20 protein-coding genes are annotated in these 24,026 nt (G+C 31.5%); 7 read left to right on the top strand and 13 right to left on the bottom strand.

The window, feature by feature from the left end; all coding sequences use genetic code 11:
• Positions 1-3 precede the first annotated feature (3 nt).
• The 7 genes from murD to mraZ are packed head-to-tail and all read right to left on the bottom strand — an operon-like array spanning position 4 to position 7,730.
• The gene (gene murD, locus J1D01_RS12670) at positions 4-1,335 is read right to left on the bottom strand and encodes a UDP-N-acetylmuramoyl-L-alanine--D-glutamate ligase (RefSeq protein WP_421151073.1); all 1,332 of its coding nucleotides are present in this window, start codon (positions 1,333-1,335) and stop codon (positions 4-6) included.
• Positions 1,335-2,576, bottom strand: coding sequence for a phospho-N-acetylmuramoyl-pentapeptide-transferase (mraY, locus tag J1D01_RS12665; protein ID WP_421151072.1), 1,242 nt, complete (start codon positions 2,574-2,576; stop codon positions 1,335-1,337). Before mraY ends, murD begins: the two co-directional genes overlap by 1 nt.
• Before the next feature lies 1 nt (position 2,577).
• Entirely contained in the window at positions 2,578-4,041 is a 1,464-nt protein-coding gene (locus J1D01_RS12660) for a UDP-N-acetylmuramoyl-L-alanyl-D-glutamate--2,6-diaminopimelate ligase (protein WP_421151071.1), read from the bottom strand.
• Positions 4,038-5,999: a penicillin-binding protein gene (locus tag J1D01_RS12655; RefSeq protein ID WP_421151149.1), complete on the bottom strand. Its 1,962-nt coding sequence runs from the start codon at positions 5,997-5,999 to the stop codon at positions 4,038-4,040. Before J1D01_RS12655 ends, J1D01_RS12660 begins: the two co-directional genes overlap by 4 nt.
• Positions 6,000-6,058: 59 nt before the next feature.
• A complete protein-coding gene (locus J1D01_RS12650; protein WP_372936470.1) occupies positions 6,059-6,379 on the bottom strand; it encodes an FtsL-like putative cell division protein in 321 nt (106 codons plus the stop codon).
• A complete protein-coding gene (gene rsmH, locus J1D01_RS12645; RefSeq protein ID WP_421151070.1) occupies positions 6,380-7,276 on the bottom strand; it encodes a 16S rRNA (cytosine(1402)-N(4))-methyltransferase RsmH in 897 nt (298 codons plus the stop codon).
• A complete protein-coding gene (gene mraZ, locus J1D01_RS12640) occupies positions 7,263-7,730 on the bottom strand; it encodes a division/cell wall cluster transcriptional repressor MraZ (RefSeq protein WP_372936466.1) in 468 nt (155 codons plus the stop codon). The genes rsmH and mraZ overlap by 14 nt, the downstream gene beginning before the upstream one ends.
• Positions 7,731-8,014: 284 nt before the next feature.
• Between mraZ and J1D01_RS12635 the strand changes: the two genes are divergently transcribed.
• Together J1D01_RS12635 and yihA are read left to right on the top strand one after the other, a co-directional pair.
• Positions 8,015-8,779, top strand: a complete 765-nt coding sequence (locus tag J1D01_RS12635) for an alpha/beta fold hydrolase (protein ID WP_372936464.1) — start codon at positions 8,015-8,017, stop codon at positions 8,777-8,779.
• 37 nt (positions 8,780-8,816) lie between these two features.
• Positions 8,817-9,419, top strand: coding sequence for a ribosome biogenesis GTP-binding protein YihA/YsxC (gene yihA, locus J1D01_RS12630; protein ID WP_421151148.1), 603 nt, complete (start codon positions 8,817-8,819; stop codon positions 9,417-9,419).
• Between the two features lie 9 nt (positions 9,420-9,428).
• Here yihA and J1D01_RS12625 read toward each other — a convergent pair whose 3' ends face one another.
• Together J1D01_RS12625 and J1D01_RS12620 are read right to left on the bottom strand one after the other, a co-directional pair.
• Positions 9,429-10,523: an ABC transporter permease gene (locus J1D01_RS12625; RefSeq protein ID WP_372936462.1), complete on the bottom strand. Its 1,095-nt coding sequence runs from the start codon at positions 10,521-10,523 to the stop codon at positions 9,429-9,431.
• 10 nt (positions 10,524-10,533) lie between these two features.
• Positions 10,534-12,693: a carboxy terminal-processing peptidase gene (locus tag J1D01_RS12620; RefSeq protein ID WP_372936460.1), complete on the bottom strand. Its 2,160-nt coding sequence runs from the start codon at positions 12,691-12,693 to the stop codon at positions 10,534-10,536.
• A gap of 177 nt (positions 12,694-12,870) precedes the next feature.
• On the opposite strand from J1D01_RS12620, the gene surE reads away from it, so the two are divergent.
• The 5 genes from surE to J1D01_RS12595 are packed head-to-tail and all read left to right on the top strand — an operon-like array spanning position 12,871 to position 17,666.
• Positions 12,871-13,653 (top strand): 5'/3'-nucleotidase SurE, encoded by a 783-nt coding sequence (surE, locus tag J1D01_RS12615; RefSeq protein WP_421151147.1) that lies wholly within the window; start codon positions 12,871-12,873, stop codon positions 13,651-13,653.
• The gene (locus J1D01_RS12610) at positions 13,650-13,931 is read left to right on the top strand and encodes a hypothetical protein (RefSeq protein ID WP_372936458.1); all 282 of its coding nucleotides are present in this window, start codon (positions 13,650-13,652) and stop codon (positions 13,929-13,931) included. The genes surE and J1D01_RS12610 overlap by 4 nt, the downstream gene beginning before the upstream one ends.
• Positions 13,932-15,044, top strand: a complete 1,113-nt coding sequence (gene lpxB, locus J1D01_RS12605) for a lipid-A-disaccharide synthase (RefSeq protein ID WP_421151069.1) — start codon at positions 13,932-13,934, stop codon at positions 15,042-15,044.
• 10 nt (positions 15,045-15,054) lie between these two features.
• Positions 15,055-15,603 carry a C40 family peptidase gene (locus J1D01_RS12600; protein WP_421151068.1) on the top strand — a complete coding sequence of 183 codons (549 nt, stop codon included), beginning with the start codon at positions 15,055-15,057 and terminating at the stop codon, positions 15,601-15,603.
• Between the two features lie 23 nt (positions 15,604-15,626).
• Positions 15,627-17,666, top strand: coding sequence for a ComEC/Rec2 family competence protein (locus J1D01_RS12595; RefSeq protein ID WP_421151067.1), 2,040 nt, complete (start codon positions 15,627-15,629; stop codon positions 17,664-17,666).
• A 6-nt stretch (positions 17,667-17,672) separates the two neighbouring features.
• Here J1D01_RS12595 and J1D01_RS12590 read toward each other — a convergent pair whose 3' ends face one another.
• The 4 genes from J1D01_RS12590 to J1D01_RS12575 form a co-directional block, all read right to left on the bottom strand.
• The gene (locus J1D01_RS12590; protein ID WP_372936450.1) at positions 17,673-18,221 is read right to left on the bottom strand and encodes a thioredoxin family protein; all 549 of its coding nucleotides are present in this window, start codon (positions 18,219-18,221) and stop codon (positions 17,673-17,675) included.
• Positions 18,222-18,308: 87 nt separating this feature from the next.
• Positions 18,309-20,084 carry a peptide MFS transporter gene (locus J1D01_RS12585; protein ID WP_421151066.1) on the bottom strand — a complete coding sequence of 592 codons (1,776 nt, stop codon included), beginning with the start codon at positions 20,082-20,084 and terminating at the stop codon, positions 18,309-18,311.
• A gap of 22 nt (positions 20,085-20,106) precedes the next feature.
• Positions 20,107-21,666 (bottom strand): peptide MFS transporter, encoded by a 1,560-nt coding sequence (locus tag J1D01_RS12580; protein WP_421151065.1) that lies wholly within the window; start codon positions 21,664-21,666, stop codon positions 20,107-20,109.
• A 35-nt stretch (positions 21,667-21,701) separates the two neighbouring features.
• Entirely contained in the window at positions 21,702-23,906 is a 2,205-nt protein-coding gene (locus tag J1D01_RS12575; protein WP_421151064.1) for a S9 family peptidase, read from the bottom strand.
• Between the last annotated feature and the right edge of the window lie 120 nt (positions 23,907-24,026).

Raw genomic sequence — 24,026 nt, 5'->3', positions numbered from 1 at the left:
TACCTATAAATTACGTACAGCATTTTTAAATTGACGCCCTCTATCTTCATAGTTTTCAAATAAATCAAAGCTTGCACAGGCTGGTGATAATAATACGTTATCTCCCATATCTGCAACTTTATATGCTATTTTTACAGCCTCACTCATATATTGAGTTTCAACTAAAACATCAACCATTCCTTCAAACGTTTTCATAAGTTTTTCGTTATCTATACCTAAGCAGATTATAGCTTTTACTTTTTCGTTCACAAACTGAAATAGCTCCTCATAATTATTCCCTTTATCTACTCCTCCAACAATCCATACGGTTGGTGCATCCATACTCTCTAATGCGTAATAAGTTGCATTTACATTAGTAGCTTTAGAATCGTTTATATAGTTAACCTTATTAATTTTTAAAACATGCTCTAAACGATGTTCTACTCCTTGAAAATTTGCTAAACTCTCTCTTATAGTTTGCTTTCTAATATTTAACAAATGCGCTACTGTTGAAGCAGCCATGGCATTTTTAATATTATGTTTTCCTTCTAGTGTTAAATTTTTTGTTGGCATATTAATCTGTTTATTATCTATTATTATTTTTATATTATCGTTATCTAAATACGCACCATTTTCAATTTTTTTTTCTAATGAAAATGGTAATAATGTTGATTGAACTGGGGAATTTTTAAGGTGATTTACAAGAACCTCATCATCGGCATCATATATTAAATAATCCTCTTTAGTTTGATTTTCAGCTATTCTAAATTTAGATTTGATATAATTTTCAAACTGATAGTCATATCTATCTAAATGATCTGGCGTAATGTTGGTAATTATTGCTATATGTGGCTTAAATTTGATGATATCATCTAACTGAAAACTGCTAATTTCCAGAACATAATTTGGATAATTTTCATCTAAAACCTGTTTAGCAAAACTATCACCAATATTACCCGCTAACCCCACCTGTAATTCTTGCTTTAAAATGTGATGTGTTAAACTTGCCGTGGTTGTTTTACCGTTACTACCTGTAATTCCTACAATGTTTGCTTTGGTAAATTTTGCAGCAAATTCAATTTCTGAAATTACAGGAATACCTTTTTCTCTAATTTTTTTTACCAAATGCACTTTATCTGGAATACCAGGGCTTTTCATTACCACATCAGCATCAAGAATTTTTAATTCAGAATGCGCTCCTTCTTCCCATTCAATCTCATTATGTATAAGAACTTTTTTATAATTATCTTTAATTTTTCCTTTATCTGAAACAAAAACTTGGTAACCTCTTTCACGTGCTAAAAGTGCTGTTCCCACACCACTTTCTCCTCCTCCTAGAATAACCAGCTTTTTCATTATCTAATTTTCAATGTTACAATTGATAAAATAGCTAGCAATATTCCAACAATCCAAAATCTTGTTACAATTTTGCTTTCATGATATCCTAATTTTTGATAGTGATGATGCAAAGGCGACATTTTAAAAATTCTACGTCCTTCACCATATTTTTTCTTAGTATATTTAAACCAACTTACCTGCATTATCACCGATAAATTTTCTGCTAAAAAAATGCCACACAAGACCGGGATAAGCCATTCTTTACGCACCGCAATAGCAATTACTGCTATAATACCCCCAATGGTTAAACTTCCTGTATCTCCCATAAACACTTGTGCTGGATATGTATTATACCATAAAAACCCAATTAAAGCTCCAACAAAAGCTGTGATATAAATTGTTATTTCTTCTACCTTTGGGATATACATAATATCTAGGTACTGCGAAAAGATAATATTACTGGAAACGTAAGAGAAAATTCCTAATGTTAGCACTATTATTGCTGATGTTCCTGCAGCTAAACCATCAATTCCATCTGTAAGATTTGCTCCATTTGAAACTGCTGTTATAATAATTATGGTAATTAATAAGAATATTACCCACGAATACTTTTGTAAATCAGGATGAATCCATGTTATTAAATCGGCATAGTCAAACTCATTTTTCTTAACAAACGGAATGGTTGTTTTTGTTGATTTTTCTTCTGGTTTAAAAAATGCAGATTCGGTAGCTTCAGGATTAGTTTTTAAAATTTGTTGTTGTTCTGCTATTGGTAATTTTTCTTTTATTACCACATCTTCATGAAAATACAAGGTTAATCCTACTATTAATCCTAAACCTACCTGACCTATAACTTTAAAGCGTCCTTTTAAACCTTCCTTATTATTTTTAAACTTTTTAATATAATCATCTATGAAACCAATAACCCCCATCCAAAGTGTAGTAATTATTAATAGAATGATGTATATATTCTCTAATTTTGATAATAACAGCACAGGAATTAAAGTTGCCAAAATAATGATAAGACCTCCCATAGTTGGTGTTCCTGCCTTTTCAGACTGACCCTCTAATCCTAAATCTCTTATGGTTTCGCCCAATTGTTTTCTTTGTAAAAAACGAATGATTCTTTTACCATATATTGTAGAAATTAACAAAGAGAGAATCATTGCTAAAGCTGCCCTAAAAGTTATAAAACCAAAAAGGGTAGCTCCTGGAAATTGGAATTGTTTTTCTAAATATTCAAACAAATAGTATAGCATATTACTTTTGTAATTGTTTTAAAAATTTTTGAACGGTTTTAAAATCATCAAATTCAAAACGCTCTCCTTTAATTTCTTGATAGGTTTCATGCCCCTTACCTGCTATTAAAATAATATCATTAGGTTGCGCTAACTGACATGCTGTTTTTATGGCTTGAGCCCTATCTGCAATGGTTAATGATTTCTTGAAATTATAAGGCTCTACCCCCTTTTCTATATCTTTTAATATTTCTTCAGGATTTTCACTTCGTGGATTATCACTAGTAAAAATGACCTTTGTACTTAACTCTGTTGCTATGTGCCCCATTTTAGGACGCTTAGTTTTATCTCTATCTCCGCCACACCCTACAACAGTAATTAATTCTTCGTTTTTTGTTCTTATACTGTTAATTGTTTCCAACACATTTTTAAGGGCATCTGGTGTATGAGCATAATCAACCACAGCTGTTATTTTTTCATCTGAAATTAAATATTGAAATCGGCCACTAACGCTTTCTAAATCAGAAATCAATCTTAAAATTTCAAACTTCTCAAGTCCTAACAATTCTGCTGTAGCATAAATTGCCAACACATTATAAGCATTAAAACTCCCTATGAGTTTAGTCCAAACTTCATTATCATCAACCTTTAAAAGCAGGCCTCCCAATTGATTTTCTAAAATTTGTGCTTTATAATCTGCATAACTTTTTAAAGCGTAAGTAAACTTTTTGGCTCTGGTATTTTGCAACATAACTGAGCCGTTTTTATCATCTGCATTTACTAAAGCAAAAGCACTACTTGGAAGCTTATCAAAAAATGCTTTCTTCACATCTCTATACTCTGCAAAAGTGTTATGATAATCTAAGTGATCATGTGATAAATTTGTAAAAATACCGCCTTCAAAAAGCAAACCTTCTGTTCTACTTTGGTGGATTCCGTGGGAGCTTACTTCCATAAAACAAAATTCAACACCTTCAGCATTCATCTCTTTTAAATACTTATTAATAGTGAGTGAATCTGGTGTTGTATGAGTTGCTTTATACTCCTTATTATCAACTAAAATTTTTACAGTTGACAATAAGCCTACTTTATAACCTGCTTTTTTGAATAATTGATACAACAAACTAGCAACAGTAGTTTTTCCGTTGGTTCCAGTAACCCCAACTAGTTTTAAATTTTCTGATGGCGACTCATAATAATTAGAAGCCAAAACCGCTAGGGCTTTATTAGAATTATCAACCTCTACATAAGTTATTCCATCAATTAAAACCTGTGGTAATTTTTCACATACTACAGCAATAGCTTTTTGGGCAATAGCTTTTTCTATATAGCCATGTCCATCAACTAAACTCCCTTTAATTGCAACAAAGACATCGCCTTGACTAACTTTTCTAGAATCAAAATGAATGTTGCGCACAGAAACACCTGTATCACCCACAACCGCATTGATAGAAACCCTATACAATATGTCTCTTAAAATTTTCATGAAGCGCTTAAAACAACAGTTTGATTATTTTTTAATTTCACACTTTTACTTACAGATTGCTCTTTAACCACACCATTACCTTTCAATTTTACTTTTAGTTTTACATCCATATTTTCTAAAAGCGAAAGCGCATCCATAACAGGCAACCCTACTACATTAGGCATAATGGTTTTATATGTTTGAGCTAAATTGTAATAGCTTTCATATTCTTTTTCTACCGAAGGCTTTTTAACCTCCAAAGTTTCAACTTCATCAACTAATGGTGTATCTGTGTAAATTTTTTGAGCAATTCTTTTGAATACAGGCCCCGAAACATCTGCTCCGTAATAGCCTACACTTTTATCTGGCTCATGTATTACCACAATACAAGAATATTTGGGGTTTTCGGCAGGAAAATAACCCGCAAATGACGAGATGTAATTTAATTTTTCTTTATCTCTGTAATCTTTTTGACAAGTTCCTGTTTTACCCGCCATAGAAAAATTTTCAGAATATAATCTATGACCAGTACCATGCTCTTTCTCTACCACATTTTTCAAAAGCTGTTGAACCTTTTTAATGGTTTCTTTAGAACAAATTTGTTCATTAATAACTTCTTTTTCAAAAGGCACAATAACTTTATCAAATTCTCTAACTTCCTTTAAAAATCGAGGTTTTACCATTTCGCCCCCATTAGCTATAGCATTGTAAAATGTTAAGGTTTGCAACGGTGTAAAAGACACCCCATAACCATAAGCCATCCATTGCAATGCAATACCACTCCAACGACCATTTTTAATTCTTGGATCTGGAATAATAGGTTTTCCCTCTCCTATTATTGGTATTTGAAGCGTATCATTTAAATTCATAGCATACAACCTATCTACAAACTTTTCAGGATTTTTAGCATAAGCTTTATGTATTGCTTTTACAATTCCTGTATTTGAAGACACCTCAAAAGCCTTAGAAACCGATATTTTTCCGTAACCACCATATTTTGAATCCCGCACCTTTTTTCCGTAGTATGTTAAAACACCTTTTCCTGTATCTACTACATCACTAGTATCAATTACTTTATCTTCAAGAGCAGCTGTAATAGCCATAAGTTTAAAGGTTGAACCCGGTTCATGAGATTCCCAAACAGCATAATTTCTTTTTTCGTAATAATACCCTTTACTACTTCTTCCTAAATTAGAAATAGCTTTTACCTCTCCGGTTTTGGTTTCCATTACAACAACACACCCATGATCTGCCTTGTATTTTTCTAATTGTTCTAAAAGCGCATGATGCGCTATATCTTGAATATTTACATCTATTGTTGTATAAACATCATACCCATCTTTAGGTTCAATTTCATTAGCATCACTTAAAGGTTTCCATTGTCCTTTACCTATACGCTGTTTTTTTCTTTTACCATCTACCCCCCTTAAATATTTAATTCCAAAAGCACCATCAATTCCTGGTCTTGTAATATTTCCTTGCTCATCAATACGTTCATAGCCAATAGTTCTTTGAGCAATACCCCCCATAGGATGTTCTCGTTTTGTTCTTTGCTCTACAATTAAACCTCCTTTAAAAGCACCAAGTTTTAATAAAGGAAAATTCCGTATTCTTATATAGTCTGAATACCCAATATTTCTTGCTAACAAATAGTACCTATTTTTATTAGCCCTAGCCTTTCTTAACTCTCTTTGATAATAACCTGATGATTTACCTGTAAACTTTGCTAAAGAATCTGCTAGCGGTTTTAAATATTTTTTAAAATCTTTTGAAGAAGACGTAACAGCATCAATTCTAATATCATATTTTGGAATAGATGTAGCTAATAAATTTCCGTTAGCCGAATACACATTACCCCTATTAGCAGGAATAACAACATCTTTAACAACACGTTTTTCTGCTAAAGCTTTATATTTATCTCCTTCTATAAACTGAATACTAAGCAGCTTAAACACTACAGCAAGCCCAAAGACAAACATACACCCAGATACAAAGTAGAGTCTATTTAATATGTTTTTTTCGTTAACTGCCAATGCTTCTAATTATTTTGAGATGTTACTTTTATTTTTTTTGGAGGAATTACCGATGGTGCAATTCCTTTATCTTTCATTATTTTGATAACATTAGATTCCATTTTAAGACGCATTAATTTGGTGCGCCCTTCTAAAAACGTAGATCTAATTTCTTTCACTTCATTTTTTAATCTTGCAATCTCATAAACCTTTTTATCTGCACTATGAGAACTTGCAATCATTATTATTGACAAAAACGAAATGAACAGAATAAACTTCCAATTCTTAAAAGAATCATCGCTTACTAAAAACGTTCCTTTTAATATGTTATAAATGTTCTTTTTCATTTATATTTTTTCTGCTATTCTCAGTTTTGCACTTCTAGCTCTATTATTCATTTTAATCTCTTCTTGCGAAGGCACTATAAGCTTACCAACTTTTTTAAATGGCACTTCAAAATTCCCAAAAACATCACGTTCTGGCTCTCCCTCAAACAAACCATTTCTTATAAAACGCTTTACCAACCTATCTTCTAGAGAGTGATATGAAATAAAACTTAATCGCCCTCCCTTTACCAAAATTTCTGGTGTTTGCAATAAAAACTCTTTTAGAACTTCTATTTCTTGATTCACCTCAATTCTTATAGCTTGATATATTTGAGCCAACACTTTATTTTCATGACGTGGTGGCAAAAATTTTCTTAACACCATTTTTAATTGCTCACTTGTTACAATAGGCTCTTTTTTTCGGTATTCAACAATTAATCTTGCCATAGCCGGCGCTGGCCTTAATTCTCCATATTGCGCAAACACTTGTCTTAATTGCTCCTCCTCATACTCATTAACTACATGAAAAGCAGATAATTTATTTTGCTGATTCATCCGCATATCTAAATTTGCTTCAAAACGAGTTGAAAAACCACGTTCTGGAACATCAAACTGATGCGACGACACTCCAAAATCTGCCAAAACCCCATTAACCTGTCTTACACCATGCAGCCTTAAAAAGCGTTTTACATACCTAAAATTTTCATTTATCAACGTAAATCTAGGATCATCAATAGCATTTTCAAGAGCATCTTCATCTTGATCAAAAGCAAATAACTTTCCGTTTTCACCAAGTCTTTTTAATATTTCTTTACTGTGACCACCTCCACCAAAGGTTACATCTACGTAAACACCGTTTGGCACAACTTTTAAACCATCAACGGTTTCCTTTAATAAAACCGGATTATGATATTCCATCCTCATCGTCTTGTCCCATTACCTCTTCAGCTAAATCAGCAAAATCTAATGCCGCATCATCAATAGCTTGTTCATATAAATCTTTATCCCAAATTTCAATAATATTGATAGCCGAAGCCACCACTATATTTTTTGAAATATTAGCGAACACCGTTAAGTCTTTAGGGATTAATAAACGCCCATTTACATCAACCTCAACCATTTTAACACCTGCCGTAAACCTTCTAATAAAATCGTTATTCTTCTTTTTAAACCTGTTAAGCTTATTCATTTTTTGCATAAGTGCTTGCCACTCTGCAATTGGATACAACTCTAAACATTTTTGAAACACAGAACGACGCAACACAAAACCCTCTGCCAATACAGCTGCCATTTGCTTTTTTAAGGGCGCTGGCATCATTAGCCTACCCTTAGCATCTACTTTACATTCATATGTTCCTGTTAAAAAGCTCAAACGCGGTTTGTTAGTTACACCATTCCAAATTCAAATATATTGAAAAATTTACCACTTTTTACCACAATTTACCACATTGTTAATAAATTTTAGAGTAAACACCGCCAAAAAGGTATTTAGTAACGATAAAAAAACACCTAATACTGACTATCAAAGGATTAAAAGTTTTAGACATCATCTTAAAATATTATTAACAGCTACTTTTTATTTATTTGTATTTTATGATTGAATGAAATATGAATGAAATAACTATATTTGTTTTTAACGAAATGATTAACTGATTAATGACGCACAGTTTAAAAACAGAAGGTAATTACAAGTATATAGAAGCAGGAGAAGGCACCCCCATTATTGTTTTGCACGGACTCATGGGAGGTTTAAGTAACTTTAGTTCTGTTATAAATTTTTTTAGTAAAAAAGGGTATCAGGTTATCATACCAGAACTCCCTATTTACAGTATGTCTCTGCTTAAAACCAACGTAAAAAGTTTTGCAAAATACCTTTATGATTTTATTGAGTTTAAAGGTTTTGACCAAGTAATTTTATTAGGAAACTCTCTTGGTGGTCATATTGGTTTATACCACACCAAACTTTATGCTGAAAAAGTAAAAGCTCTAATAATTACTGGTAGCTCTGGGCTTTATGAAAGCGCTATGGGAGGTGGTTACACTAAACGCAGTGATTACGAAGTAATAAAGAAAAAAGCGCAAGAAGTTTTTTACAACCCTGAAGTTGCTACTAAAGAGATTGTTGATGATGTTTACGCCACAGTAAACGACAGAAATAAACTTATTAAAACTTTAGCCATTGCAAAAAGTGCCATTAGACATAATATGGCAAAAGATTTACCTAAAATGCATACTCCAACTTGTATTATATGGGGTAAAAATGACAATGTTACACCACCCGAAGTAGCCGAAGAGTTTCACTCACTTTTACCCGATTCTGACTTGTTTTGGATTGATAAATGTGGGCACGCTGCCATGATGGAGCATCCTGATGAGTTTAATGCCATTATGGAAAAATGGTTAAATGAGCGATCGTTCTAAACAAAAAACCTTCGCTTTTAAGGGAATAAATAACATAATGATAATAAAATCTGCCGAATTTGTAATGAGCAATTCTGATGTTGCTAAATGCCCCAAGAGCATGCTGCCCGAGTATGCCTTTATTGGCAGAAGTAATGTTGGAAAATCTTCTCTTATAAACATGCTTACTGGCAGAAAAAGTTTAGCAAAAACTTCTGGAAGACCAGGAAAGACACAACTTATTAATCATTTTTTAATTAATAAAAACTGGCACTTGGTAGATTTACCCGGCTATGGGTATGCTCGTGTTTCAAAATCTTCAAAAAAAGTATTTCAAAAGTTTATTACTCAATATTTTGGTTTACGAGAACAATTAGTTTCTGGATTTGTTTTAGTTGACATTAGACATAAACCACAACCTATAGATTTAGAATTTATGCAATGGTTGGGAGAAAATGGCATTCCGTTCTCTATTATCTTTACAAAAGTAGATAAGCTAAAACCTAAAGCTATTAAAAATCATATAGAAGACTACAAATCTATTCTTCTAGAAACTTGGGAAGAAATGCCCAATTACTTTATTACTTCTTCATCAAAAGGCATTGGAAAAGATGATGTTTTAGAATACATTGATACTTTAAATAGTTCTATTACTAACTAAAAAAAGACTCTAACTCTTTACATCTAACGCATCTCTTAAAGCATTACCTATAAGCATAAATGCCATTACCAAACTCATAATACAAAGCCCTGGAATAATTGCTAAATAAGGTTTACCAAGAATTATGTAATTGTAATGATCTTTTATCATGGCTCCCCAACTAGCCATAGGAGGTTGGGCACCAATGCCTAAAAAACTCAGTCCGCTTTCTATTAAAATAGCCGCAGCAAAATTAGCAGCAGATATTACTATTACCGGAGCCATAATATTTGGCAAAATGTGTTTAATAATAATTCTTAAATCACCAAAGCCTAGAGCTCTTGCAGCCGTAACATATTGCATTTCTTTTGCGCTTATTATTTGCCCACGTACTACCCTTGCCACTTCAACCCACATAGTGAGCCCTACTGCAATAAAAACTTGCCAAAAACCTTTCCCTAAAGCTAGCGTAATAGCTATTACTAAAAGTAAGGTTGGAATAGACCAAGTAACATTAATAAGCCACATAATTATAGCATCTACTTTACCACCAAAATAACCTGCTAAACTCCCCATTAAAAGTCCAATTAATAATGAAATAAAAACAGCTACAAACCCAATAAAAAATGAAATTCTAGCCCCAACTAACACTCTACTCAATAAATCTCTTCCGTATTTATCTGTTCCAAAAAGGAAGGTTTTTTCGTTTATAAACTTATTTACCTCTTTATTTGGAAATGTTTTTAAAGGAATTGTTTTCTCTACACCTTCAACACCATCAGATGCATATTCTTTATAACTTAAAACTTCATCTTTAATATTATAATATGAAATAGGAACTTCTGTATCTGTATTTTTCTTTCCAAAAAACAATTTACTCAAAACACTTTGTTGTGTTTCAAATTGAGAAGGTATTGTAAGTATAGTTACTTTAAACCCTGGCTTTTTTGAATGAATAGATAAATGCATTTGATTTGCATGCTGTGAATTATCTGGTGCTATTACATATGCAAACACAGAGATACACCCCACAAATACTAAAAAATAGAAACTAAAAACGCCCCAAAAGTTCTTTTTAAACTTTTGGAGCGCTAATTGTTTTAATGAGTTTGACTTATGACTCATAAACTCATTTCTATTGTTTTACAGTTGCTGCTGCTTTAGTTTTTGCTGCAGCTACTTTTTTTAATGGATATGATGTTTTTAAATCTTCTAATACATTTAATGCTTCTTCTATATAAACATCTTTAGCTAAACTTTCGTGCCAACGCTCTCGTTTTTCTTTCAAGTCTGTTGTATCTTGAGTAAAAAGTGCTTTTTCATAAGCGTGAGACCTAAATGTTAAATTAGTTTTATAATTAGACATAGCATCAAACTTTTTAGCCTCTTCGTTATTTTTTTCATAGTCTTCTTTATAAGCTTCATAGTTTAATGATACCACCGTTTCATCAATTTTACTTTTAACCCATTTAGCATTTTCTTCAATAAGCTTTAACTGCTCATTATTTTTCATACGTTCATTACTTTTTTGTATTGTAGTATCATAATCAAAGTAATACTCCCATGGTGTATAATCTGCGGCAGTAATTTCATCATAAGGTAAAGGGTTTTCCTTCTCTTTTTCTCCTACCTCAATAAAACTAAAACGACCCGGTACGGTTACATCACTGTGTACACCTTCAAGCTGTACAGAACCTCCGTTTATTCTATAATATTTTTGTGTTGTAAATGCTAAAGCTCCTAAATCGGTACTGGTACTACTTCTAACAAAATCATTTAAATTTTGTACATTTTGAACAGTACCTTTGCCGTAAGTTTGCTTACTTCCAATAATAATGGCTCTTTTATAATCTTGCATTGCAGCAGCCATAATTTCTGAGGCAGATGCTGATAATTCATTTACCAAAATTACCAAAGGGCCATCCCATGCTATAGATTTATCTCTATCTTTAAGCACTTCTTTATGAGACCCTGTTGTACGTACCTGAACAATAGGTCCTTCTTCTATAAACAAGCCTGCCATATCTACAACTGTTGGTAAAGAACCACCGCCATTGTTTCTTAAATCTAACACTAGACCTTCCATTCCTTCGGCTTTTAAACGTTCTATTTCTTTTTTAACATCTTGTGCTGCATTAACGTTTTTATAATCATTGAAATCAACATAAAATTTAGGCAGATTAATAACTCCAAACGTTCTTCCGTCTTTCTCAACCACCGATGATTTTGCATAGGTCTCACCTAACTCTACAACATCTCTAACAATTTCTACATCTTTAATTGTACCATCAACCTTTTTTATTGTTAATGTTACTTTGGTTCCTTTTGGACCCTTAATGTATTTAATAGCATCATTTATGCGCATGCCTACAATATCTATAGGATATTCTTCGTTTTCTTGTTTTACTTTTAGTATAACATCTTCAACATCTAGCTCTCCACTTCTCCATGCAGGACCACCAGAAATAAGCTCTACAATTTTAATGTAATCCATTCTTTTTTGAAGTCTTGCTCCTATACCTTCTAATTTACCAGACATATCCATATCAAAAGCCTCTTTGCTTCTTGGTGGTAAATAATAAGTGTGCGGATCAAACTCTTCAACTATAGTGTTTATATAAATGCCAAACCAATCTTCTCGCTCTAAATCATCAATATTATCATTAAAGTAAATCTCAATAGATTTTAGGGTTGCCTCTCTTGCTTCTCTTTCAATTTCAGCTTCTGTTTTCATCACATAAGAAGGGTCATTTTCTTTTGATTGCTTTTCTTGAATATGAAGATCATCATAGTTAGAAAGTGTTGAAAATTTTAGTTGCTTTCTCCAACGTTCTTTCAATTCCTTTTTATTTTTAACAAACTTGTCTTTATCATAGTCTGTATTAAAAGTTTCGTCAATGGTATAATCAAAAGGTTTCGATAATACTTCTTTATAAATTTCTCTAGCTTCAGCTATGCGCTCTAACAAACGTTCATGCGTAACATTAAAAAATGTAACATTAGTGGCTTTAAGTTGATCATCTAACTCTAGCTTATATTTTTCAAAATCTTTGATATCAGACTCATAAAAATATCTTTTAAAAGGATCTAGAGTTTCTATATAATCATTAAATAATTCTTCTGAAAAAGTGTCATCTAATTCAATTGGATCAAAATGACCACGCTCTAAAACAAAAGTTATAATTTGAATTAACAGTTTATCCTTATCTGGGTTATCAAATGATTTTGTTGTAAAACTGCAAGATGCAAACGCTAACAACAGTAATAATGATAGAACTTTATAATTCCTTTTCATAATTTTTCTCATCGGTTAATGTTTAATAGTTCTATTAAAGTAATAGTAATTTTTCACTAAAATAAAGAAAAAACTATGCCAACTATGGTAAATAGCCCTAATTTTTTGTTAAACCAAAGAAATTGGGTGTTTACAAATGAAATTATGTATTTTAGCGATGATTTTACTACAAAACGAATGACAAAAAAACCGCTTATTCTAGTCACCAATGATGACGGTATAAATGCCCCAGGAATTAGAACCTTAATTAGTATTATGAACACCATTGGAGAAGTTGTGGTAGTAGCACCAGACAGTCCGCAAAGCGGTATGGGGCATGCTATTACAGTAGACACCACACTTTTTGTAGATAAAGTACAAATTGATGATGGCCCACAAACAGAATACCGTTGTTCTGGCACACCCGCAGATTGTGTTAAACTAGCCATTAGAGAATTATTAGACAGAACACCCGATATTTGTGTTTCTGGTATTAACCACGGCTCAAATTCTTCAATAAGTGTTATTTATTCTGGCACTATGAGTGCTGCTGTAGAAGCTGGTATTGAAGGGATTCCTGCTATTGGTTTTTCATTATTAGATTACTCTTGGAATGCTAATTTTAAAGCCGCTAAAACCTTTGTTAAAAATATAACAGAACAAGTTTTAAAAAACAAATTACCTAATGGTATTGTTTTAAATGTAAACATTCCAAACCTACAAAAAAACAACATAAAGGGAGTTAAAGTTTGTAGGCAAGCTAAAGGTAATTGGGTTGAAGAATTTGACAAACGACAAAACCCCTCTGGTAAAAATTATTATTGGCTTTCTGGTAAATTTGTAAATTTAGATGGCGGTGAAGACACTGATGAACATGCGCTTGAGAATGGTTACATATCGGTAGTTCCTGTTCAATTTGATTTAACAGCACACCCATTTATTAAAGAATTAAACTCTTGGAATTTAAATAAATCTGAATGAAAAAAGAAATATTTATAGGTATATTTGTTGGTTTAATTGCCAATAGCATTGGATTAATTATTGCTGCAACATTACTTGGAAAAGGAGATGATTTTACTACTGTTATTAAAGCAGCATCTCAAGAAGGTTTTTTAGGAAAACTTATTAGTTTAGGTGCTATTTTAAACCTAATTGCTTTCTTTATTTTTATAAAGAAAAGACAAGATTACAGAGCAAGAGGCGTACTATTAATTACCGTTTTTATTGCTGTTTTTACGTTTGTTTTTAAACTCTTCTAAATGAAGTACTATTTACTTGCAGGAGAAGCATCGGGAGATTTACACGGTTCTAACCTAATTAAAGCATTAAAGAAAGAAGATACCAATGCCAATATTAGGTTTTGGGGAGGCGATCTTATGCAAGCCGCTGGAGGCACTTTAGTGAAACACTATAAAGAACGTGCTTTTATGGGGTTTACTGAAGTTATTATGAATCTTTCTAAAATATTCAAACTCATTTCATTTTGTAAGGAGGACATAAAAAATTTCAATCCAGATGTTGTTATTTTTATTGATAATTCTGGTTTTAATTTACGCATAGCGAAATGGGCTAAAGCCGAAGGATTTAGAACTAATTATTACATTTCACCGCAAGTTTGGGCATCTAGAGCTAGCAGAGTAAAAAAAATTAAACGCGATATTGATAACATGTTTGTTATTCTTCCTTTTGTAAAACCTTTTTACGAAAAGTATAACTACAAAGTCCATTTTGTTGGACATCCGCTAATTGACGCTATTGCAGATAGAAAACCCATTAGCGAATCTGATTTTAGAAAAACTTATAACCTGAATAAAAAACCAATAATTGCTTTATTACCTGGGAGCAGAAAACAAGAAATAACAAAAATGCTTTCGGTAATGTTAAGTTTAGTTGATGATTTTAAAGACTATCAATTTGTTATTGCAGGAGCACCAAGTCAAGAATTAAGCTTTTATCAACAATTTATAAAAACCGATAATGTTAAATTTATCTCCAACAAAACTTATGACTTGTTAAGTGTTTCTTTTGCAGCATTGGTTACATCGGGTACCGCCACTTTAGAAACCGCTTTATTTAAAGTACCACAAGTAGTTTGTTATAAAGGTAGTGTTATTTCATATCACATTGCTAAAAGAATTATTACTTTAAAATTTATTTCTTTAGTTAATTTAGTAATGGATAAAGAGGTAGTAACAGAACTTATTCAACACGATTTTAACAAAAGAAAACTAAAACAAGAACTTGAAAAGATTTTAGAAGGTGAAAAACGAAAAAAAATATTTGAGGATTATTATGAGTTAGAAAAAGCTTTAGGAGGCAAAGGTGCTAGTAAAAAAACTGCTAAATTGATTTATGAATCTATTAAACAGTAGAACTTAACCTATGAAAAAATTCGTTTTAATTATTTTAGTTCTTTTTAGTTTTGGTAGTTGTAAATCTTCAAAAAAGGCTAAAAACAATAAGGTTTCCACTTCCAAAGTCATTACTAAAACAACCAAAACTAACAACAGTATTAAGCATGAAAACTCAAATAACAAAGTTGCAGTTTCTAAAGCTGATGGTATTGTAAAGTTTGCTAAACAATTTAAAGGTGTTAAGTATAAATGGGGTGGCACCACAAAAGCAGGAATGGATTGCTCTGGTTTAGTTTTTGAATCGTTTAGAGCACATGATATTTACTTACCTAGAATATCTAGAGATATGGCTAAAAAAGGTAAAAAGCTAAATCTTAAAGATGTTAAAAAAGGCGATTTACTCTTTTTTAAAACCAAAAACAGGAGAAATGCCATTAACCACGTTGGGTTAATTGTTGAAATAAAAAACAACGACATTAAATTTATTCACGCCACTACAAGTAAAGGCGTTATTGTTTCTGGACTTAACGAAAACTATTGGCTTAAAGCCTTTGTTGAAGCACGTCGTATTTTATAAGATATTTTTTATCTTACAACGGTATGCAGCTACTAAATTTCACCATTATTAAGTTAACTGTTTGCCTAATTACAGGTATTGTTATTGGGTATTTTTTGTACATACCTTTACAAATATCTTTATACTTAACCTTATCACTTTTTTTAATTTTAGTAGTTTCTTTTATTATTGCTAAAAACCAATTTACTAAAACCATTTGGTTTGGTATTATTAGTTTTTTATCAATGATTTCTGTTGGTGTTTTAACCACTAATCTCCATAATGAAATTAATTTTCCCAATCATTATTCTCATTATATCTTAAAAGATGAAGACGCATCACAAACTATTTCTTTTAGAATAAGAGAAGTTTTAAAACCAGGTAATTACTACAATAAATATATAGTTGATGTTTTAGAAGTTGAAGACACAAAAACAAATGGAAAAACTCTTTTAAACATTGAAAAAGACAGTCTTTATTCTGCCCTAAAAGTTGATAATATATATATAACCAAAACCAATTTTAAAAACTTAATTCATCCCTTAAACCCTAATCAATTTGACTATAAAAATTATTTAGAAAAGAAATATATCTATCATCAATTATTTATTAAAAACCAATCGCTTTTAAAAGTTAGTTCTAAAACACATACCTTATTTGGAATAGCCAATAATTTAAGAGAATTTATTAATACCAAGTTAAAACCTTACCATTTTAAACCTGATGAATTAGCTATTATTAACGCGTTGTTTTTAGGGCAAAGACAAGATATTAGTAGGGAGGTTTATTCTAGCTACACCAATGCTGGAGCCATTCATATTTTAGCAGTTTCTGGATTACATGTTGGTATTATTTTACTTATTTTAAATTTAGTATTTAAACCTATAGAACGGTTTAAACATGGATATTTTTTTAAAACCTTTATTATTGTTTTTATACTATGGAGTTTTGCTGTTATTGCTGGTTTATCTGCATCGGTAACCAGGGCTGTTACCATGTTTAGTATTGTAGCCATTGCTATGAATTTAAAACGACCTACCAATGTTTATAATACACTAGCAATCTCAATGCTTATTATTTTACTCTTTAAACCCTTATTTATTTTTGATGTTGGTTTTCAATTAAGTTATTTAGCTGTTTTTGCAATTGTTTCTATAGATCCGCTTTTATATAACCTTTGGAAACCAAAATATAAAATAGTAGATATTTACTGGCATACACTTACCATAACTATTGCTGCTCAATTTGGAATTATTCCTGTAAGTCTTTATTATTTCCATCAGTTCCCGGGGTTGTTTTTTATTTCTAACCTTGCTATCATTCCGCTTTTAGGAATTATTTTAGGCTTTGGAATACTAGTAATTATTTTAGCAACTGTTAATATATTACCTCAGTTTTTAGCGAGTATTTTTGGGTATGTTATTAGCGCCATGAATAGCGTTGTTGGTTGGATTTCTAATCAAGAAGCTTTTCTTTTTAAAGATATTCCCTTTGGGATTTTATACGTTATTACTTCTTATCTAATTATTATTGCCTTAATTAAATTATTCATTAAAAGGAATTATAAAAGTCTTAGATTCTTTTTAATTACTATTTTAATTTTCCAAGCTTCAGCTATATATATTAAATTTCAGTCTCCAGAAAATCAATTTATTATTTTTCATAAAAGTAGATATAGTTTAATAGGAAATGTAACTAAAAACAATATAACCATAGCTCATGATTTTGATAGTATCACACAATTAAAAAACAAAATTATTAAAGATTATACTGTTGGAAATTATATTAATTCTATTGAAACAGACTCTATCCAATCCATTTATTTACTAAACAATAAAACTATTTTAGTAATTGATAGTCTTGGGGTTTACAACATAAAATCTGTACAACCCAATTATGTTTTATTAAGACAATCTCCTAAATTAAATTTAAACAGGTTAATTGATTCTATTAAACCAAATTATATTATTGCAGATGGTAGCAACTACAAATCTTATATAGAACACTGGGAAGCTATCTGTAAAAAAAGAAAACTCCCTTTTCATCAAACTAGTAAAAAAGGAGCTTTTATTATTAATTATTAGTTGCTTTTAGCCTTCAAACTCTGGTTTAAAAGCTTTATAGTAAGCATTAAACTTTTCTTGAGTATCCATTTCCTTATGTTTATCATCTTTAAACATTTTTAAATATAATTCTAGCTGTGGAGGTGTTTGATAACCACGTAATGGGAAAATCAATTTACCCTCTTCATCTAAAAAAACAATTGTTGGATATGCTTGTATTTGGAAGTATCTTGATAGTTCATGAGGAGAATTACGTCTGTTAGCTAATTCTGGATTATAGTTAGGGTTTGCAAACGTTTTTCCTTCATAATTTATCTCTTCGTTTCCTTCTGCATTAAACTTTACAGCATAGTAATGCTTATTTACATAATCAACTACATCCTTGTTGTGAAAGGTATTTCTATCCAACATTTTACAAGGTCCACACCAGTTGGTGTAAACATCCATCATAATCTTTTTAGGAGTTTTCTTTTGAAGTTCAATAGCCTCTTCTAACGTTACCCAATTAATGGTTTGTGCCACACCACTAACCGAAGTAAGCAATACTAATAATAATATAAATTGTAGTTTTTTCATGTTCGATTTGTTGCAATTCTTGTGCCCAACTTACAAAAAATGCTCCTAAAAAGGAGCATTTTGAATATTTTTTAACTTTTTTTTCGATTAACGAACACCGTGCATTAGTTTTTTAATAACAGGATAAAGTATTGCGGATAATACTGCTAAAGCAAAAGACACCCCTGTTAAAATCCAGAAAAATTGACTTATTCCTTTTTCCTGAGCTATGGCTTCTGATGATTCTGCAAACATTCCAGCCATTTTCATTCCTATAGCTATGGCTAAATACCAAATTCCGAACATGGTAGCAATCATTCTAGCGGGGACTAATTTACTAACGTATGATAACCCTACAGGTGAAATACAAAGTTCTCCCATAGTATGAAATAGATAAACTAAAATTAACCAAATCATACTTACAGATGCCGTTTTAGCTCCTGGTTCAATACCTCCTGCTCCAAAGGCTATACACGCCATTCCTAAACCTAATAAGCCCATACCTATAGCCCATTTCATATTTGCATTTGGATTGTATTTACTCTCCCACCATTTTGAAAATAATGGTGCTAAAGTTATAATAAATAAGGAGTTTAAAACTGAAAACCATGATGCAGGAACTTCTGCTTGATCTTTTTGAAATTCTGCACTAAGCATCCAAATTGCTATTCCCCAAACAATTAAAAAACTTAAAGACAGGAAAATGTTTGATAAAGCATATTTTGCGAATGTTTTTTTAAACAACATAACTAAAACCCATGTTATTACTCCTAAAGGAACAATGGTCATTAGCGAGTTCACTATTTTAAAAGTTAATCCCGCTCCTCCTTCCAAAGTACGCTGTGTATAGTCTCTAGCAAAAACTGTTAATGAACTTGGAGATTGCTCAAAAATTGCCCAAAAGAACATGGTTACAAAAGCAAAAAATACAATTGCAAGCATTTTTTCACGGGTTGTTTTAACATATTTTGGTATTCTTATTATGAGTAACAATACAAACAAGAATAGTGCAAATAAAATAGCGACCGTTGGACCTGATAAACCAAATAATTCAAACCTAAACAAATTAACTTCTCCCTCAGATATTTTTGAGATTGGGTCATTCAAAATCCAAGCTAAACCTAATACAGCGGCAACAACTATCATTATTCTTTGAATGGTTGTAAATGGATTTCTTTTATCCTCAGACTCATCGTTTTCTGGTACAGTATCCATTACTATATCTATAACATCTTCATTTTTCTTTTTGGGTTTTAATGCTATATCACCAAAAATACCTTGAGCATACCAAAATTGAAGTAACCCAAAAAGCATAAAAACACCAGCTATTCCAAAGCCCCAAGACCACCCAACTTTTTCACCTAAATACCCACAAAGTAAAATACCAAGAAAAGCTCCTGCATTAACACCCATATAAAAAATAGTATAAGCGCCGTCCTTCTTTTCTGGTTTTTCTTTATACATTTCAGATATTATGGAAGTCATATTAGGTTTAAAAAAGCCACTACCGAACACCAGAAGAGTTAAACCTAAGTAGATAAAAAACGAGGTTTCTATAGCCATACAAGCATGACCTAAAGTCATTAATAGAGCTCCAACAACGACTGCTTTTCTAATACCAATAACATTATCGGCAAAATATCCACCTAACATAGTTGATAAATATACTAAAGAGGTATAAGTTCCAAAAATGGCATAAGCCCATTCTGCCGGCCATCCCCATCCACCTTCTTCTAAAATAGAGGCTGTAAAAAATAAAATTAAAAGAGCTCTCATGCCATAATAAGAAAAACGCTCCCACATTTCTGTAAAGAACAACACAAATAATCCTGCTGGATGCCCTAATACTTTGTCTTTAAATAGACTTTCAATATCTGTACTCATATTTTTATGTTAGTTAGTTATATTAATTATCGGCTAGTTCAAAACCTTCTGTTTCATCATAATGCATTATGCGTTCGTTATCTTCTGCCCCATGGGTTAATCGCTTTAAGGGTTTCAACAGCAATATAAACAACATGCCTATTATAATTGTAAAAATGAAGATTCCTAAAAATATAGCGTACTCTCCAAAGTCGCTTGCTGCTTCTCCCACAATACCTGCAACTTTGCTTCCTAAGCCTGTAGCTGCAAAATAAACCCCCATCATTAATGATGCATATTTTACTGGTGTAAGTTTAGTTATAAAAGATAGTGCTACTGGCGATAAACATAACTCTCCAATAGTATGAAATAAATATGCTAACACCAACCAAACCATACTAGAAGCTCCTGATTTTTCAAACTCCATAGCTGCAAATACCATAAATATAAAACCGAAGCCCATGATAATAATACCTACTGCCATTTTAAATAATGATGAACCTTCTTTTCCTTTTAGTTTTCTCTTTGCCCAAATAGACGCCACTAACGTTGCAAGTAGTATAATGAACCCTGCATTTAAACTTTGAAACATTACTGTTGGAATTTCCCAACCAAACAATACTCTATCGGTTTTTGTATCGGTGTATAGATTCATCAATCCTCCTGCTTGCTCAAAGGCTCCCCAAAAAACAATTACCATAATAAATGATAATAATAAAACTAGAAACCTGTCTTTAAATATTTGTGTTTCTAGTTCTTTGTAAATCATCATTAAAAGGGCTGCAATGGCTGTTAGAAAAATAAATAGCAATCCATAACCCCACTCTAAAGTATACCACCCGTAAATAGAAGCTAGGAGTAAAATGCTCGTAAAAATTAATTGTTTTGGTGAAGAAAATAGTTTTCCGTAAAGTTTGCCATATGAAATTTCATTTACGTCATTTTCTTTTGGAGGATTGTAATTTCCTACTTGACTTAAATATTTTTGTCCTGCAATGTAGTTAATCAAACCTAATAACATAACAACTCCAGCAAGACCAAAACCTGCGTGCCATCCCCATTTTGCTACAACCAGCCCCACAATTAGAGTAGCCAATAAAGATCCTAAGTTTATACCTATGTAGAAAATACTAAACCCTTTATCTCTTCTTATATCACCTTCTTTGTAAAGCCCTCCAACCATTGTTGATATATTAGGTTTTAGCAATCCAACACCTAAAATAACTAAGCCTAAACCTGTATAAAATGCCCAAATATCTGTGAGCACTAAAACACCATGACCTAAACATAAAACTATGGCTCCTAGCAATACTGCTTTTTTCTGCCCAATTAATTTGTCTGCTATCATTCCTCCTGGAATTGACATAACGTAGACCAACATTGTGTACCAACCATAAAGAGCTAAGGCTTCTTTATCTGTCCAACCTAAGCCAGCTCCTCTTGCATCATCTCCTAAGGTTGAAGCCGTCATGTAAAGAACTAATAATGCACGCATCCCGTAGTAAGAAAAACGCTCCCACATTTCTGTTAAAAATAAAATATACAAACCTATTGGTTGCCCAAAAAGTTCTTTTTGATGTGGTTTTAAAGAAGTATTACTCATATATTTTTTGGTTAGTTAGTTATTATTCTTAACTTTTAAAGTTTATCATTTTCAGATTTTAGTTTATCTCCTAATTTTTCATGAATAAAATTGGTCATTTTTTTATACAAATGCAATCTAGTATTTCCGCCGTAAATACCGTGATTTTTATCTGGGTATATAGCCCAATCAAACTGTTTATTGGCTTGAATTAATGCCTCTGTTAAACGCATTGTATTTTGCAAATGTACGTTATCATCGGCAGAACCGTGAATTAATAGAAAATCACCTTTTAATTTGTCAACATGGTTTAAGGGAGAATTATCATCATAACCTTTAGGGTTTTCTTGAGGTGTTCCCATATAACGTTCTGTATAAATAGTATCGTAAAACCTCCAACTTGTTACAGGTGCTACTGCTATAGCCATTTTAAAAACTTCATTTCCTTTAAAAATGGCATTACTACTAGTAAAACCACCATAACTCCAACCCCAAATTCCTATTCTAGAGGCATCAATATAAGGCAAATTACCTAATTGTTTTGCTGCTTCTATTTGGTCTTCTACTTCATATTTTCCTAATTGATTTTGAGTCACCTTTTTAAATGCAGCACCTTTAAAACCTGTTCCTCTACCATCAACACAAGCTATAACATAACCTTGTTGTGCTAAATACTGAAACCAATAATCGTTAGTAGTATGCCATTTATTTGCTACTTGTTGAGAACCTGGTCCTGAATACTGATACATAAATAAAGGGTATTTTTTATTAGTATCAAAATTGGCAGGCTTAATCATCCACATATTTAAATCGTTTCCATTTACTTTAATGGTACTAAATTCTTTTTTGGACATTTTATATTTTGAAAGTTTTTGAGCCAAAGCATCATTATTTTTAATACTTTGAATTAAATTACCAGTTCCACTATTTAAAGTATATTTTGGTGGTGTTGTAGCGTTAGAAAAGGTATTTATAAAATATGAATAATCTGCACTAAAAGCTGCATTATTTGTACCATTGTTATTAGTAAGCCTTCTCTTGCCTCTACCATTTAATTTTATGGAATACACATCTCTATTAATAGAACTATTTTCTACAGATTGGTAGTAAACTCGGTTAGTTTTTTCACTGTAGCCATAGTACTCGGTTACATCCCAATTCCCTATAGTAACTTGATTAATTAATTGTCCTTCCTTATCATAGTGATAAATATGATTGTATCCATCTTTTTCACTTAACCAAATAAAACTATTATCTTTTAAAAAATGAATTGGGTAGCCTTCTTCAATATAAGCTTCATCTTTTTCTACTAAAATTATTTTAGAATTATTTGTAGTAGTATTAATAGACCAAATATGTGCTTCATTTTGATGCCTATTTAAGTATATAGCACACAACTCATCTGCCTTATTTGTCCATTTAAGTTTAGGTATATAAAAATCTTTGAAGGTGTTATTAACTTTTACCTGTTTGGTTTTATTGGTATTTAAATTATAGGTAAAGATTGAAACTTTAGAGTTTTCTTCACCAGCTTTAGGATATTTAAAAACATCTTGTTTTTGATAAAGACCTGTACCATAAACATCCATAGAAAATTCAGGAACATTGGTTTCATCAAATTTTATAAACGCAATTTTATTACTATCTGTGTTCCAATCAAAAGCTCTAACAAAAGCAAATTCTTCTTCGTAAACCCAATCTGTAACACCATTAATAATGCTGTTCTTTTTACCATCTGTTGTGATTTGTATTATTTCTCCAGACAGTAAATTTTTAACATATAAATTATTCTTATAAACAAATGCTACCTTATTTCCATCTGGAGAAAAGGTAGGTTGCTCAATTTTTTCATCATAAATCTTAATTACTTTTTTAGCATTGATGTCATACACAAAATAAAATCCTTTGCTAGAATGCCTGTAAAGTTGTTCTACCTCTGTAGCTAACAAAACTTTTTGTTCGTCTTTGCTAAAAGAATAATCGCTAAAATAATATAGCTCAGCAATATCTGTTGAAGACACTAAGGTTTTTACTTTTTTTAGCGTTTTATAATCATAAATATCAATAGAAGTTGCTGGTACACTTCTATCAAAATTTAAAACAGAATATTGCTGCCCATTAGACATTGAGTGTAATACTTCCATTCTTTCAGTTCTGAAAGCTCCACTCCAAATTTCTTCTAAAGTAATTTCTTGATTTTGAGCGCTTAAAAGAGATGTAAAAATAAAATAAACGCAAAAGGAAAAATTAAGATATCTCATCTAGTAATTATATACTTCTATTAGTTTAAGAACAACACCTATAAAACTATCCTTACAATTTATAATTGAAAATAACAGATGCTTCTTAAAAAGAAATGATTTTTTTGTAAAACGATGTCA

The sequence above is a fragment of the Seonamhaeicola sp. NFXS20 genome (assembly GCF_049132085.1).
Lineage (GTDB): Bacteria > Bacteroidota > Bacteroidia > Flavobacteriales > Flavobacteriaceae > Seonamhaeicola.
Note: the sequence above shows the minus strand (reverse complement) of the source record. Positions and strands in the feature narration are given on the sequence as shown.